General features: G+C 67.5%; 9 protein-coding genes and 5 pseudogenes. 7 read left to right on the forward strand and 7 right to left on the reverse strand.

All coding sequences use genetic code 11. From position 1 onward, the window contains the following. Positions 1 to 93 precede the first annotated feature (93 nt). Positions 94 to 918: an SAM-dependent methyltransferase gene (locus H5J30_RS02190; protein WP_181785434.1), complete on the forward strand. Its 825-nt coding sequence runs from the start codon at positions 94 to 96 to the stop codon at positions 916 to 918. Positions 919 to 1044: 126 nt separating this feature from the next. Here H5J30_RS02190 and H5J30_RS02195 read toward each other — a convergent pair whose 3' ends face one another. Continuing rightward, positions 1045 to 1980 carry an IS630 family transposase gene (locus H5J30_RS02195; RefSeq protein ID WP_374100935.1) on the reverse strand — a complete coding sequence of 312 codons (936 nt, stop codon included), beginning with the start codon at positions 1978 to 1980 and terminating at the stop codon, positions 1045 to 1047. Between the two features lie 251 nt (positions 1981 to 2231). Between H5J30_RS02195 and H5J30_RS02200 the strand changes: the two genes are divergently transcribed. Continuing rightward, the gene (locus tag H5J30_RS02200; RefSeq protein ID WP_181785435.1) at positions 2232 to 3509 is read left to right on the forward strand and encodes a chymotrypsin family serine protease; all 1278 of its coding nucleotides are present in this window, start codon (positions 2232 to 2234) and stop codon (positions 3507 to 3509) included. Between the two features lie 56 nt (positions 3510 to 3565). Here the strand turns inward: H5J30_RS02200 and H5J30_RS02205 are convergent, their stop codons facing one another. The 3 genes and pseudogenes from H5J30_RS02205 to H5J30_RS37620 form a co-directional block, all read right to left on the reverse strand. Beyond that, on the reverse strand, positions 3566 to 4138 hold the full coding sequence (locus H5J30_RS02205; protein WP_181785436.1) for a hypothetical protein: 573 nt from the start codon (positions 4136 to 4138) through the stop codon (positions 3566 to 3568). Positions 4139 to 4218: 80 nt separating this feature from the next. Continuing rightward, positions 4219 to 4638, reverse strand: a pseudogene (locus tag H5J30_RS36285) (transposase family protein); the annotation flags it as partial. Next, positions 4639 to 4800 carry a hypothetical protein gene (locus H5J30_RS37620; RefSeq protein WP_181785437.1) on the reverse strand — a complete coding sequence of 54 codons (162 nt, stop codon included), beginning with the start codon at positions 4798 to 4800 and terminating at the stop codon, positions 4639 to 4641. Positions 4801 to 5023: 223 nt separating this feature from the next. Between H5J30_RS37620 and H5J30_RS02215 the strand changes: the two are divergent. From H5J30_RS02215 to H5J30_RS02235, 5 genes and pseudogenes are all read left to right on the forward strand, one after another. After that, a pseudogene (locus tag H5J30_RS02215) lies at positions 5024 to 5188 on the forward strand (IS1380 family transposase); the annotation flags it as partial. 91 nt (positions 5189 to 5279) lie between these two features. Beyond that, positions 5280 to 8330 (forward strand): Tn3 family transposase, encoded by a 3051-nt coding sequence (locus H5J30_RS02220; RefSeq protein ID WP_181785438.1) that lies wholly within the window; start codon positions 5280 to 5282, stop codon positions 8328 to 8330. Positions 8331 to 9361: 1031 nt separating this feature from the next. After that, on the forward strand, positions 9362 to 9943 hold the full coding sequence (locus tag H5J30_RS02225; RefSeq protein WP_181785439.1) for a recombinase family protein: 582 nt from the start codon (positions 9362 to 9364) through the stop codon (positions 9941 to 9943). Positions 9944 to 9958: 15 nt separating this feature from the next. Further along, positions 9959 to 10393 (forward strand): annotated as a pseudogene (locus H5J30_RS02230) (transposase); the annotation flags it as partial. Between the two features lie 681 nt (positions 10394 to 11074). After that, positions 11075 to 11821: pseudogene (locus tag H5J30_RS02235) on the forward strand (transposase); the annotation flags it as partial. A gap of 43 nt (positions 11822 to 11864) precedes the next feature. Here H5J30_RS02235 and H5J30_RS02240 read toward each other — a convergent pair. The 3 genes and pseudogenes from H5J30_RS02240 to H5J30_RS02250 all read right to left on the reverse strand — a co-directional run. Then, a complete protein-coding gene (locus H5J30_RS02240) occupies positions 11865 to 12815 on the reverse strand; it encodes a terpene synthase family protein (RefSeq protein ID WP_181785440.1) in 951 nt (316 codons plus the stop codon). Between the two features lie 163 nt (positions 12816 to 12978). Further along, positions 12979 to 13902 (reverse strand): hypothetical protein, encoded by a 924-nt coding sequence (locus tag H5J30_RS02245; RefSeq protein ID WP_181785441.1) that lies wholly within the window; start codon positions 13900 to 13902, stop codon positions 12979 to 12981. A gap of 827 nt (positions 13903 to 14729) precedes the next feature. Beyond that, positions 14730 to 15098, reverse strand: a pseudogene (locus tag H5J30_RS02250) (hypothetical protein); the annotation flags it as partial.

Consider the following 15098-nt stretch of genomic DNA (forward strand, 5'->3'; position numbering starts at 1 on the left):
CCACGGCCAAGGATTCGTCGAATCAATGGTCACCGAGCAACATGGACCTATATCTTCGCCTCGCCACAGAAACCACTTCCAAGGAGCCCGGTCATGTCAGAGCCATCGACGTCATCCAGCGATGAAGAGAGGCCGCTGGACCAGCAGCGACCTCACTCCGCACGAGTGTGGGACTACTGGCTGGGCGGTAAGAGCAACTACCAAGTCGATCGAGAGGCCGGCGACCAGATACAGCAGGTTCTGCCGGACGTCGCGGAAGCCGCGCGAGCCGACCGCGGCTTCTTGATACGGTCCGTGCGCCACCTCACCGCCGAAGCCGGGATCCGCCAGTTCCTCGACCTCGGTGCCGGCCTGCCCACCAACCACAACACCCACGAAGTCGCGCAGAACCTGGCGCCCAAGTCCCGCGTTGTCTACGTCGACAACGACCCTCTCGTACTGCGGTACGCCGAGGCGCTGCTCACCAGCGGCCCGCTCGGCGCCACCAACTACGTCGATGCCGACGTACGCGACGTCGAGGCTATCCTCGAACAGGCAGCGAAGACCTTGGACTTCACCCGGCCCCTCGCCGTGATGATGCTCGGGATCGTGCAGTTCATCATCGACGACGACCAGGCGCGCGACGTCGTACGGAGGTTCGTCGAAGCCGTCCCCTCGGGCAGCTACCTGGTGCTCGCTCACCCCCTCAAGAACGTCAGCAGTGAACTGGACCGGGTGGTGCAGATGTGGAACGACGCCGGCGTGGACCCCCAGACGCTACGCGACCCCGCCGACGTTGCCGGCTACTTCGACGGCCTCGAACTCCTCGAACCCGCCGTCGTTCCCTGCGCCCAGTGGCGACCCGACCACGCTGACATCGGCAACCACCGCACGGCGGCCCCCTGGCGGGTCTGCGCGGTGGGCCGGAAGCCTTATTGATCAGAAACTCATGGGGTTCTCGTCCAAGGTGTAGCGGACGTGTGGGCCGCCGAAGTAGCTGCGGACTGTGTGGGGCTGACGCTGGCGTCTGTGGAAGAAGCGGCGGGTCTCAGCGGCGAGTTCGGCCTAGTCGCGGGCCCGGTGCTGTCTGGGCAGGCTGTGCTTGAGGTCCGCGTTGACCAGCTCGTCGGGGTTCAGCTCGGGCGAGTACGGCGGCAGGAAATGCAGCTCGACATCGTCGGGATGGGCGACAAGCCAGTCGCGGACCTTCTTCGAGCGGTGAGCGGAGTGCCCGTCGACCACGAGATGGACCTTACGGTCGAAGTGGCCGGCCAGCCGGTCGAGGAAGCGGCACATCACCTCGGTGGTAAAGGACTCGGCGAAAACCATGAAGTGCATCCGGCCCTTGGAACTGATCGCAGACATCGCGTTCACCGAGAACCGGTTCCCGCTCCGCCGCACCACCGGGGTCTTCCCCTTCTCACCCCAAGTGCGGCCGGTGACCTGGTCGGAACGGATGCCGACCTGGTCTGCGAACAGGACCTCGTCGCCATCCCACTTCGCCTTCGCCCGGATCGCCAGCCAGGTCTCCTCGTGCCAGCGCCGGACCGCCTCCGGGTCCTGCTCGACGGCACGCTTGTCGGGACGCTGGAAGGACAGCCCCCACCGCTTCAGATACTTGCCCACCCCCGGTTTGGTCAGCCGCACCCGGTACAGCTTCGCGATCATCTCGCCCACCAGTCGCCGCGTCCACAACTGACCGGAAAGGCTCATGTCACAAGGCCGGTGATCGAGGACCGCCTGCCGCACGGCGGCCTGCTCGGCCTCCCCCAGCGCCCGGTGCACCCCCACCGGCCTGCCCCGCGGCCGTATCACCAGTGCCTCCCGGCCGCCGGCCAGCCACTTCGTCCACCAGATGTCGACCGCCTTCAGCGACACCCCGAACACCGCAGCCATGTCCCCACGGTCCCGCCCCGCCACCAACGCGCCCACCGGCCGCAGCTGCAGGGCCTCCTGCGCCGAAGGCGACAGATGCCGCGCGTCCCCCACCAGATCGCTCACACCCCACCAACGACCCAGAACCCAAACCGTTTCGGATCAATAAACCGCTCCGGTGCTGCCACCGTTTCAGGGTCGATCAGATGGCATCGAAGAACCAACTCAGGGCCAGGGTGAACAGGCCATGTGTGAGCCGTTGTAGTTGGCGGGCGGCGTTGCCTCAATGGCCAATTGACGCACGGTCAGGAGGTTTCTACCCTCGGCAGGGCATTCGAGAATTCCGTCTGCATCACCGTGCGCACCAAGGGGGGCACATGGTAAAGAGCATTTCCCGATTACGGCTCGCACTCACCGCGGGTGCGGGATGCGCGATACTTCTCTCCGCGACGGCCTGGGCGCCGACGGCCGCTTCGGAAGAATCGCCGAAGCGCAGCACGTTGGCTTCAGCGGATTCGCCGGGTTCGGCGGCTTCTCTGGAGGACGTTCTGGACGATCCGCGCCTGCTAGCCCAAGAGAAGGCGGTGGCGACCGCACAGCACATTCAGGAAGTCACGGCGGAGGGGAACCTCACGGGATTCACCGGCACCAGAGTCGCGCCGGACGCCGTGACCCTCTACTGGAAAGGCGAGCTGCCTGCTGCGGTCCGCGATGTTGTCGACACCGCTGAGCCTGTCACGGTAGCGGTGGTGAGCGTCGGCTTCTCGGCCGCAGAACTCGACGCCGCCGCCCAGGCATTGATGGACAATCCACCTCCCGGCATCACCTCTCTGATCACCGAAGTGGGATTCAGTAACGACTTCGCTGGCCTGCGGGTCGCCACGGAGACCGCGCTGCCCGCGCGTTCCGCGGCGCCCGAGACGACGGCGGACGGCATTCCCTTGCGCTACGACGTCGCTCCGCAGGCGGTGGCTGCTGCGGGCCGCTGGGACGACAATGCCCCGTTCTGGGGCGGTGGCCTGATCGTGAACGGCAATAGCGCCTGCTCCACCGCGTTCTCCGTCGTGAAGCCCAGCGGAACCGACGGGCTCCTCACCGCCAGGCACTGTGGTAAGAACAAGCAGTGGAAAACGCCTACCGGCACCGTGGTGGGCACCAGCGGCGACGGTAGCGTCGCGCGTGACGCGGTGGTCATCACCGGGAAGAGCTACCAACCCTACGTGTTCAAGGGCCCGTACAACAGCACCGACGTGAACAAGCGCTTCGGGGTGCGGAACATAGGGCACCCGAGCCTCGACCAGTACGTGGTCGCCTCGGGCGCGTACTCCGGTGCGTCGACGATCCGGGTCGGCATGAACAACCAGTACGCCAACATCCGCGACTTCGGCAGGGTAGGCCCCGGCGCGTGGGCCAAGAACACCGGCGGAGTGGCATCCGTCGGACATGGAGACAGCGGTGGTCCCCTCGCCGGGAACTTCAACTCTGCGAAGACGAGCGCGCTGGCCTACGGCATCATCAGCGCAATCGACCGGACCTACCTGGGCAGTTGTGTCGGATACCAGTACAACGGCCGGGAATGCTCCACACGCTCGTTCCACCCCTACGTCACCAACGCCGGGAGCACACTGAACTTCTCCATCATGAAAGCCCCGTGACCTCGTCCCGCCTCTCCCTTCCGGGCACGCACTCGACAAGTGCGTGCCCGGCTGTCTCACGTGAGAGAGGCAGCTTCGACGGGCACCGCTTCGCCCCGGACCACGAAGACCCCGCCGCCGTACCGCTCGACGATGCGCGACCGCACCTCGTCCGGATTCTCCACCGCCACCTTCACCATCCCCCGGCGTGCGTCCAGAGTGGCCCACGCGATGGTGATGTCTTGCTTCTTCTGCCAGGCCAGGTCGTCGTGGATTTCCTGATCCAGCGCACGCAGTTGCGGCTCGGACCGCGGAACGTCGCAGAACGCGACCCGCACACCGGGGAACTCCGTGGCCACGGCCTTGTCCAGGTCACGACCGGGCCGCGGCACCCGATAGACTTCGGCGATACCCTCGACCCGGCGGACACCCGTGAATGACGTGGGAAACTCAACCCGCCCAAACACCTGGATCTCCTCGGCCTTTTCCTGGCCAACACGTTGACCGCTCGCCGCCTGGTGGCAGGACGGCTGCTCCGCGGCAGCGCCACCATCACCCTCTGTGCCACCACACCCCACTGCACTCCCCGTCAGAACCGGGATTAATAAGCCGTAGATCAGTTTCCGTTGACGTCCTTGTGTCCACCGCATGGTGGAATAATATGCGGCGCCACCCCACGAGTCGAGGCAGAGGCCGACCGACCTCTGCCCGAGGCCCGCGGACACGTGCCGCGCGAAAATGACCTTTGCCTATTACAAAGGCTAACACAATGAAGCCGAGTGTCGGCGCGGCGTTCCAGCGGATGCGCAGGCGTCGGAAGCCGTGAAGCCAGGCAGGATGGTCGCTCGATGACCCACCGGTAGGTGCCCGGTCCGGTGCCGTGCCGGGTACGCGACGGGCGATGCCCGGAACGACGCCGCCCGCGCGGACCTGTTCGTGGTCGGTGTCGTGGCCGAGCCCGGTCTGCGAACAGGGAGTCGGCTTGCGACGGGGACAACCTGGCCGCCACGAACCGCCGGAATCGCATCGAGCAGCGGGTCAGTTGGGTGACGTCGTTGCGGCTTCCGCCGGTCAGGGTCAGCAGGACGGCGAGTTGGGTGCCGGACCCGTCGGTGATCAGGTGGTGATTCGAGCCGGCGCAGTCGACCGGCTAGGGACGGGTGAACAGGGCGCGGCCGGCTTTGCTGGTGCGGGTGCGGAACGCGCGGTAGAAGTTCTCCGACAGGGTGTCTCCGTCGCATCGGTTGGCCACGGCAATCCCTTCGAGCACGGCGAACGCGAGGCTCCACAGGATCCAGGTAACGGTCCGCATGGCGGTCTACTCCTTCGGGGCGGTGGCGTAGCGGAGGTGGCAACGGCAGTTCCTCGTAAGCGCGATCGGCGCGAACGGGTCGCCCGGGTAGCGAAGGGGGAATCCGTCGACCGTGTACGGGGTGCCGACGGGCAGGGTGCGGCCCTGGAGGCTTCGGTGTGAGGGCCGTACGAGAATGTCGCCGCGGGTAACCCAGGTGCGCACCACGTCCGGGCCCACCGCCTCCGCGGCGGCCGAGAAGCAGGACGCCGCGGCGACCTGGAAGAAGACCTACGGCCATCATCCGCTGATGGCGTTCGTCGATCACGGCCGCGGTGGCTCCGGCGAGCCGGTCGCGGCCCTGCTGCGGCCGGGCAATGCCGGCGCCAACAGGCCCTCGGGGAGTATCGGAACCGGTTTTGGCGGTAGGGCGGTGATCTCGGTTCCGGTTCGGTGACGGTGACGTTTCTGCTGGTCAGAGTGCCCTTACGGTCCTCTGCATGCCTGTTGAGTATCTGTCTGTTGAGCAAGAGGCCCGCTACGGCCGGTTCGCCACCGAGCCGTCGCCGGGGGAGTTGGAGCAGTTCTTCCGCCTGGACACGAGGGCGCTGGAGCTGGTGCGGGCGAAGCGCCGTGCGGCGACGCGGTTGGGGTGGGCGGTGCAGTGGGGCACCGTACGGATGCTCGGCACGTTCCTGACGGATGATCCGACGGCGGTGCCGGCTTCGATGGTGGCGTTCGTCGCCGGGCAGCTCGACGTGGAGCCGGAGCTGTTCGGCGAGTACGTGGCGCGGCCGAAGACGGCGTATGAGCATGCGTGGGAGATCCGCGATGCGTACGGGTACCGGGACTTCGCTGCCGGCGAGGGTGAGTTGCGGGAGTTTCTGGCGGCGCGGGTGTGGTCGTCGTTGGAGGGGCCTCGGGCGTTGTTCGATCGGGCGGTGGTGTGGTTGGTGGCCAATCGGGTGCTGCTGCCGGGGGTCTCGCGGCTGGCGCGGATGGTCGCGGGGGTGCGGGCGGAGGAGAACGAGCGGCTGTACGCCGCGGTGTACGAGGCGACGCCCGGCGGGCTGCGTACGGATCTGGTGCGGCTGCTGGAGGTGCCCGAGCGGCGCCGGGTCTCGGAGCTGGAGCGGCTGCGTACGGGGCCGGTGCGGGTGTCGGGCAAGGCGATGGAGGTGGCGCTGGAGCGCTCGCGGGAGGTCCGTGCGCTGGGGGCGGGGCGGGTGGATGTGGCGCGGGTGCCGGCCGCGCGGTGGTCGGGGCTGGCCCGGTACGGGATGGCGTCGAAGGCGCCGACGCTCAAGCGGCTGGAGACCTCCCGGCAGACGGCGACGCTGCTGGCCACCGTGCGGCATCTGGAGTCCGCGAGCGTGGATGACGCGCTGGATCTGCTGCACGCGCTGATGGCGACGAAGCTGCTGTCGAGGGCGGAGCGGCTGGGCAATGACGCGAAGCTGAAGACGCTGCCCGCGCTGCGGAAGGCGGCGAAGAAGGTCGCGGTGGCGGTCGATGTGCTGATGTCCACGCCGCCGGCCGACGAGGCCGGCGAGCTGGTCTCGGTTCTCGACGCCTGGTCGCTGATCGAGCAGGCCGTCCCGCGCGAGCAGCTCGCCGAGGCCATCGCCACGATCGCGACCTTCGTCCCCGACGAGGACGTGGACTCCGACGCCGAATGGCGCCAGCAGCTCGTCGCCCGCTACGGCACCGTGCGCGGCTTCATCCGTCTGCTGGTCGAGGTCATCGACTTCGGCGCCGTCGAGGCCGCCGTCCCGGTGGTCACCGCGCTCAGGCAGCTCCCGGAGCTGATCGGCCGGAAGAAGATCGGGGCCGCCGAGGTGGCCGGGGAGCTGGTGTGTGGCTCCTGGCGGCGGCTGGTGTTCGCCAGCCCCGGCCTGCCGGATGGGGCGGTGGACAAGGCCGCCTACTCCTTCTGCATCCTCGAACACCTCCACCGCGGCCTGCGCCGGCGGGACATCTACGCCCGCGGCGGCGACCGGTGGGGCGACCCGCGGGCCAAGCTGCTGTCCGGCGAGCGCTGGGAGCAGGCGGCGCCGAGGGTGCTGCGGGCGCTGAGTCTGGAGAGCGAGCCGGCCGGGCACCTGGCCGAACTCGCCTCCGCGCTGCACGCCGCCTACGTCCAGGTCGCCGAGGGGCTGCCGGGCAACACCGCGGCGTCCGTACGGGACGGGAAGCTGCGGCTTCAGGCCCTCGGCAAGGCCGAGGAGCCCAGGCTCATGCCGCCCTTCCGCCAGCTTGTGAACGGGATGCTGCCGCAGGTCGACTTCCCCGAGCTGCTGCTGGAGGTCGCCGAGTTCACCGGCATGGCGGACGCCTTCACCCACATCTCCGGCGCCATGACGTCCATGGACGACTTCACCACCAGCGTGTGCGGGGTACTGCTGTCCGAGGCGTGCAACGTCGGGCTCACCCCCGTGGCCAAGGCGGACCATCCCGCGCTCACCCGGGCCCGGCTCGTCCAGGTCGACCAGGGGTACGTACGGGCCGAGACGCTGTCGGCGGCCAACGCGAAGCTGATCGAGGCCCAGGCCAAGCTGGATGTGGTGCGGGCCTGGGGCGGCGGCCTGGTCGCCTCCGCCGACGGGGTCCGCTTCACCGTGCCGGTGCAGACCCTGTACGCGGGCTCGAACCCCCGCTACTTCGGCCTGCGGCACAAGGGCGCCACCTGGCTGAACGTCATCAACGACCAGGTGATGGGGCTCGGCGGGGTGGTCGTGCCGGGCACGCTGCGCGACTCGCTGTTCATCCTGGACGCCATCCACGCCCGCGACGGCGGGCCGAAGCCGCAGACCGTCATCACCGACACCGCGTCGTACTCCGACATCGTCTTCGGCCTCTTCGCGATCTGCGGCTACCAGTTCTCCCCGCGGATCGCCGACATCTCCGACGCCCGGCTGTGGCGGACGAACACCGCCGCCGACTACGGGCCACTCCAACCCGTCTCGAAGCACACCATCCGCCTGGATCGCGTACGGGCCCACTGGGGCGACATGCTCCGCGTGGCCGGCTCGCTGACCCTCGGCGAGGTCCGCGGCTACGACCTGATCCGCATGCTCTCCCGCGACGGCCGCCCCACCGGCCTGGGCGACGCCTTCGCCCACTACGGCCGCATCTTCAAGACCCTCCACCTGCTCCAGTTCGTCTCCGACCAGGGGTACCGCCGCATGATCGGCGCCCAGCTCAACGTCACCGAAGCCCGCCACCGCCTCGCCCGCCGGATCTTCTTCGGCCAGCGCGGACAGCTCCGCCAGCACTACCGCGAGGGCATGGAGGACCAGCTCGGCGCGCTCGGCCTGGCGCTCAACGCCGTGGTGCTCTTCAACAGCCTCTACCTCGACGCCGCCGTCAAGCAGGCCGCCGCCGACGGCTTCCCCGTCACCGACGACCTGATCGCCCGCCTCTCCCCGCTCCAGTACGACCACATCAACTTCTTCGGCCGCTACGCCTTCACCGCCCCGCCCGCCCCGGGCCGGCGCCCGCTGCGCGACCCGTACGCGGAAGACCACAGCGAGCCGGATACCGCCCGCTGAACGAGGGCCTCGGCGAGGCGGACGTCGACGAGTTCGGGACCGCGGCCGGGGCGACATCGTTCATCCGCCGATCTTCACCACACGCCTGCACGAGCGAAAGATCAGGCGTTGGCCTCGCTGACCAAGTCGGCAAAACCATCTCGCCGGAAGTTGAGGCCACAATCGGGACACCAGACGGTGGGCGGGATGCGAACAGCTTTACCGCAGAATTCGCACGGAAAGATCATCCCCTGTTGTGGACAGTCGTCCTGCTCGACGCTTAGTTCTCCGGAGCAGTGCGGGCACCCCACGGTCTGCGCCATGCGTGGGGTCCGCTCCATGAAGCCGCAGCCGATGCACGCTAGGCCCTCAGAACTTCCCGGACCCTGTACGGCGAATCTCTCCCGCAGCCGCTCGTTGAGGTCAGGCAGCAGATACAGGCAGTCCGTGCAGACCATGTCCGGTTCGAAGATGAACGACACCTCGCGGCACGCCCGGCAGTGCGTTGTCACGGACCCATCCCGCATCACATTCCTGGCCACCGCACCCCCGACGAAGTCGCTATCCTCACCCCCGCATGCCGGGCACACCGGCGTTGGCCTCGCCTGTCGAGCGGTCCTGCCACACCCAGTGCACGCGGGCCCCTCACCACGTTGCCCCTCCTGGGCAGCGAGCACGAGTTCTACGAATTCGTCGGTTGCCGCGCTGCTGGGGCGGCGGCGGAGCCAGCGGAAAACCATGGCACAAGGATCTCTTCACACCATCCGGATGTCGACCCGGGCGGCTAGGTACAGCGCGAGTTGTGCCCGCACGTCCCGCATGGCTGAAGGAAGTCGGCCTGCATGTCACCAGGCCCAACGGGGACGTGAGGCGCTGATTGATCGGCGCCGGACGCCTCGCCGGAGCGTTCATCTATCGATCGTTTCGCGAACACGCTGGCAGGCCCGGAATCCTGACACCGAATCACCCTCTCGGGTGTTCATTTTCCCGTTCGTCATCTGCTAGCGTTCATCTCTTCCCGGAAAGCCGTTTGATGAACACAGGGGGTGGACGTGGCCCTGATCGGCCTGGTCCGCGTCAGCACCGACAAGCAGAGGACCGAACGACAGCACGACGCACTCAACGCTGTCGGCTGCATCCGCATCTTCGAGGAGAAGACCAGCGGCAAGCTTGCCGTGGACGACAGGCCCGGCCTGGCCGCCGCACTCGACTACATGCGGCCCGACGACATGCTGTGCGTCCAGGAAGTCGACCGCCTCGGACGGAACCTCCTGGAAGGGCTCATCGTCCTCAACGACCTGTTCCAGCACGGCATCGCCGTGAAGGTCCTGGAGGGCATCGCCACCGGCGAGCACACCGAACGATCGCTCATCCTCGACCTCGCGCTCGCACTCTCCGAGGACCGCCGCCGCGACATCGTCCGCAAGACGAAGAACGGCCTGGACTCCGCCCGCGCCCGCGGTCGCGTCGGCGGCCGGCGCCCCGTCGTGGACGACGACAAACGCGCCGCGATCCTCTCCCGGCGGGCCAACGGCCAATCCATGCGCACAATCGCGGCCGGCGTCGGCGTCTCGGTCGGCGTCGTACACAAGACCCTTAACGCGGCCGTACCCGAGCAACCCGCCGGCGACTGAACCTCAACCGAGCCAGGAACCGGAACCCCCACTACCGCCAAAACCGGTTCCGATGCTCCCCAAGGGCCCAACACCGCCGCCGATCACATCGAAGCCGCGCAGTTGGCCCTGGCCCAGCTGCCGAGAACCTACCGGCGCGGGCGGCAGACGCTGATCCGCACCGACTCCGGCGGCGGCACCCACGAGTTCGTGGACTGGCTGGCCAAGCGCAGCCGCTGGTTGTCGTACTCGGTCGGCATGACCCTCACCGACGCTCGCCACCAAGCGGTCCTGGCTGTCCCGGCGTCGGCCTGGACGTCGGCCGTCGAGCCCGACGGCGAGGTCCGCCACGGCGCCTGGGTCGCCGAGATCGGCGGCGATGTCCTGGCCGGCTGGCCGACCGGTATGCGGCTGATCGTCCGCAAGGAACGCCCCCACCCCGGCGCCCAGTTGAGTTTCACCGACGCCGACTCAGCGGGGGGCGGGAGACGCCGGCGATATATGCGGGCGATACCGCGGCGCTGGATAGTGCCGCCGGGGATGATGCGCGCGCTCGGTGGCGGGGTGGGGATCTTTCGCTTCGCGCGCGTGGTCTGGTCACCGCCGATCAGATGCCGGTTGTCGATCTTCTCGGCGCAGTCCTCACCCTTGATCTCGTCGTACGGGCGGCGGCAGCCCTTGCAGTACACCTCAAGGGCGTCGATGCGTTGACCGTCGACTGCCTTGAAGCTCCCTCGCAGGTCCGCGGTGCCGGCGGTCCGTGTGCTGACCTCGACCTCGGCGGCCACGACCCACGTGTGCGAGAGGTCTCGGGGTTGCTTCTCGGTGACCGGCTGTTCCACGAGGGGAGCAGGTTCCTGCCCGGGAACAGGTATGAGTTCCGTGGAGGGTCGGCCGCCTAGGGTTTGCCAGCCGGAGCTGGTGCGGGGCGAGTCAGGAGTTGTCGCGGTCGTCACCGTTCCTCCGGGAGTGCAGTACCGGTCTTCACTTCCCGAACGACAACTTCCCCATCCTGTTACACCTGTTGGCAGTCATTGAGTTTCTTCGAGGTGGCCACCGATCAGGTGATGGTTCGCGAGCCGCAACGAGCGAGGCCCCCGGGCTGTTGATGAAGATGTCTGACGTCTCAATCACCTTGCCCGGGGGGCCTCGTTGGTTATCCATCCTGCCGCACTCGACCTGCCGCATGCGCTCGTCGAGTGGGTCACCATGCTGCTTGTCACTCGTGAGGGCGACCGGCGCTGCAAGCTCCGCCCGTCTCATCGCGCGATGGTGGCACTGGTCTACCTGCGCGAGCACACCACTCTGGCGAAGATCGCTGCGGGTTTCCGCATCAGCGAGTCCACCGCACACGCCTACACCAGCACGGTCGTCAACCTTCTCGCCGCACGTGCACCGGGCCTGCTGAAGACGCTACGCGACCACGATCCTGACTTCGTCCTCCTGGACGGGACCCTTGCCGAGTGCGACCGGGTCGGCGACGGCCGGGCCGACTACTCCCACAAGCACCGGCGCCACGGCGTGAACGTCCAGGTGGTCACCGATCCGGACGGCCGGCTGCTGTGGCTTTCACCCACACTGCCGGGCCGTACCCACGACCTGACCGCCGCCCGCACCCACCGAATCATCCGGATCTGCGAGCGCCAGGGCGTTCCCCTCGTGGCCGACCTCGCATACCAGGGAGGCGGCCCCTGGCTCACCACAGGCATCAAACGCAGGCCCCTGCAGGAACTCACCCCCACCGAGAGAACCCGCAACCGGGCCCTGGCCGCGGCACGGGCACCCGTCGAACGCGGCGTTGCCCGCCTGAAGTCATGGCGGATCTTCCGTAGATCCCGATGCAGCCCCAACCGCATGACGTCAATCGCCAAAGCCGTTCTCACCCTGGAGCTGCAACGCCGAAGAGGCTCAGTGATCGCCCCTCGTGGCGTGGTCGGGGAGATCACCGGGTGTAGAAGGGGCCGAGGTGGCGGCGGTAGGGGCGGTGGGCGGCGGCGACGGCGTAGGTGATGCGTTGGAGGTCGCGCAGGTAGGTGCGGAGGTTGATGCGGTCCGTGAGGGAAAGGCTGGTGGCGGCGGGGAGGCTGAGGATGTGGTTGGTCAGTTCGCGTAGTTCGTGACGGTGACGGTGGAAGACGCCGAGGACGTGGGCGGCGGCGTCGGACCAGTCGCACTGGTGCTGGGTGCGGTAGGCGACGACAGTGTTGTGGGCGGGTGCTGTCTTGACTTCCTGGTCGAGGTGGAGCAGGTCGCGGGCGAGCACGCATAAATCGGTGGCGAGCTTGCGGTAGCGCTTCAGCTCGGGCAGGTCCGTGATGTGCTGCGGCAGCTCGTAGCCGCCGAGGAGTTCGGCGCAGGCGATGACGACGGCGGCGACGGGGAGGTGGCGGCGGTTGAGGACGTCGTTGAATTGTGGGGGTCCGGGGTCGGGGCGAGCGTTTTCGATGCAGGTCAGGAGCCATTTCCGCCAGTGGAGCTTGTGCCGGCGGGCGCACTGTTCGCTTGTGGTGGCGGTGAGGGCGTTGGTGCACAGGATTGCGGCAGTGTGCCATTGGGTGCTGGGGGGTATGCGGCCGTCGATGGCGGCGACGAGGGTGCGGACGAAGTCCGCGTGCTCGGCCAGGCGGAGACCGTCCGGGGCTTCGACGACCTCTCGGATGAGGAGGTGCCAGGACGCCGCGTTCGTGACCGACCCGATGTGCTGGTAGTTACTGTGCGGGGCCATCAGGGAAATCGTCTCGATGACCCCCGAGGACTTGATGAATCGCCGCGCCTGGGTCTCATCCAACAGCCCGGTGCCGACGAGCCAGCGGAAGTGGTCTTCCTTGATACGTTCTTCGTCTTCGTGCCGGGGAAGGCCGGTGGGGATTCTGAGATGTTCGGAAGTGAGCACCGTAATTCCAGTTTTCATCTGCATTGCGGCGTTGATGGCAGCGCTCCCTCGGGCTGTTGCGCATGATTCAGCCCGGGGGGCGCGTGAAGTGCGGGCGTTTATTCGGCGTCATTGGTTCTGTCGAGCTGGGCCCGCATTGCTCCTGATGTACTGTTGTGGAAGGTTACGTTCGCGGTTTCACAGTGGAGATGCGCGGCGGAGTGAGTTCACTGCTGCTGGGTGGTGAATCGTTCGCTTCGTCGGGGAGGAGGATGGGGAGGATGCGGTTTATCCATTCATCCGGGGTGGCGGTCTCTTTGTGGGTGGGGGTGAGGTCGAGGCGCGGCCAGAGGTGATTGAAGGTGTCGGTTCCCATTCGGCGGAGCACGTACGTGGTGAAATCTTCTCCGCCGACGTAGGTGGCGTCCGTGGACGATGCGGGTGGTGCGAGCTTCGCCATGTACCTGCGGTACAGCCAGGAGGGTTTCCCTGCGGGCTGGTCGCTCGGTGGGTCGCCGAGGAGCTTGGCGCGTGCCCGGTGGCCCGCCCACATGGCGTGCCCTTCGGTCAGTTCGGCGAGGGCGAGGTTGTCGGTGCCCCGCTCCTGTGGGAATGGGGTACTGCGCAGGGTGATGAACGTGCCGCCGGAGGCGCGCTGTTGGGCCGGGTGGCACAGTTCGTGTGCCATTGCCAGACAGAGCCACCAGTCGTCGTTGTAGCGCCCGGCGTGGCGCAGTCCTTTCGGTACCATCAGGATCTCGGCGCTGCCCTGTTCGGAGAGGATCGTCTGTGCCCCGGACCACAGCCAGAACCCGCCGTCCCTCTTGTGCAGGTTCTGCAAGTGCTGGCGTGCTGCACGGACGCGCTCCGCGGGGGGCGCCAGTTCTTGCAGTTCGGCGGTGAAAAGGCGCTCCCGGTGTGCCTTGCAGGCGTCGATGAATCCGCCGACGGAGACCAGGCGTATGAGGACCCGTGGGGGCAGCACCAGGCCGGTGACGTCTTCGACGATCGGGGCGCACTCGCCGGCTATGTGCTCGATGCGGCGTGAGAGTCCGTTGTGGCGGCGGCTGGCTTCGTTCTCTACGTGGATGTCGCTGGGGTGTGGCATGAGGAAAGGATGCTCCGGTCGAAGGCTGCGTTGCGGATGGGTGAAATGGCTGGCCCCCGCGTCCGCACTTGGCGTGGGCGGTTCGAGACCTTGTGAGGGTTTCTGGCTCGCCTCGATCAGCGTGTGTTCTGTTTGGTGCGTTTCTTCTGTCTGCGTTTTCGGCGGTGGGGCGCGGTGTTCTCGCAGGGTTCGCCATTGCTGGACTGCGTCTCGGTGCGGCAGGGGTGTGCGGTGTGTTCGCCGCCGCGTCCTTCATAGACCAGGCCGTGGGTTCGTATTCGGCTCACATAGTTTCGGTAGGCGGTGAGATCGTGCTCCGCAACATGCCTGGAGAAGGTAAGTTTCTCCGCGCATCGAGGGCATATGAGGTACACGGTTACGCCGCTCGTGATGCCGAATATGAAATTCTGTTCCTTCGCTGCGGTGACGAGCTTGCGAAATTTCGGGTTGCGGATTCTTATCCGGTTCTGTGAACCTGCATGGGGGGTCCTGTGAAGGATTATGGTTCCCTTTCTTATGGGTGGTGGGCTGGGAGTCGGGGGTGGATCACCGTGCCCGTGTCCTGTTCACGGTGATCCACCCCCGCGGGGCCGGTTTCCTTCGCGGGCGGAGCCGTCGCCGCTCGGAAACCGGCCGGGCCCGGGGTTGCCTGTCCCCCACGGATGGCGGCCCCGGGTGTCGAGTCCGCGGCTACAGCAGCAGCGAGAGCACGAGCAGGTTTGCTGCGGCGCTGAGCACCGTGGTGAGGGCCAGGAGCCTGATAGCGAACCGCTGTAGGCGGTGTTCTCGCTCGTGGTCTTTTCCGGTCACGGCGTTTTGCTCCTCTTCTAGTTCCAGGTGCGGGCTGGGGCGCCGTGGACGCTGAGGGGCGCGTGGTGCTGGGCCAGGCGGACGTGGGGCGCGTAGCGCAGTCGGTTGTGGTCGACGGGCCTGCCGAATAGGCCGCCGATGAACTGCCCGAGGTAGTCCGCGCCGGCCGCTGTGGCGCAGGCGAACCCGCAGATGTGGGCGTTGATGGCGGTGATGACCACGGGGGGACGTGGGGAGGTGCGGATGACGCCGCGTACGCAGGCCGGGCCGCGGATGCCGACGGCCTCCAGGGCCTGCTTGACCACGGCGGCGGCACCCTGGTCGTGGAAGGTGGAGGTGACCATGGATTCGCCGCCTTGGATCGCGTGGCGGTGGCGCAGGATCAT

The organism is Streptomyces phytophilus (assembly GCF_013870535.1).
GTDB lineage: Bacteria > Actinomycetota > Actinomycetes > Streptomycetales > Streptomycetaceae > Streptomyces > Streptomyces phytophilus.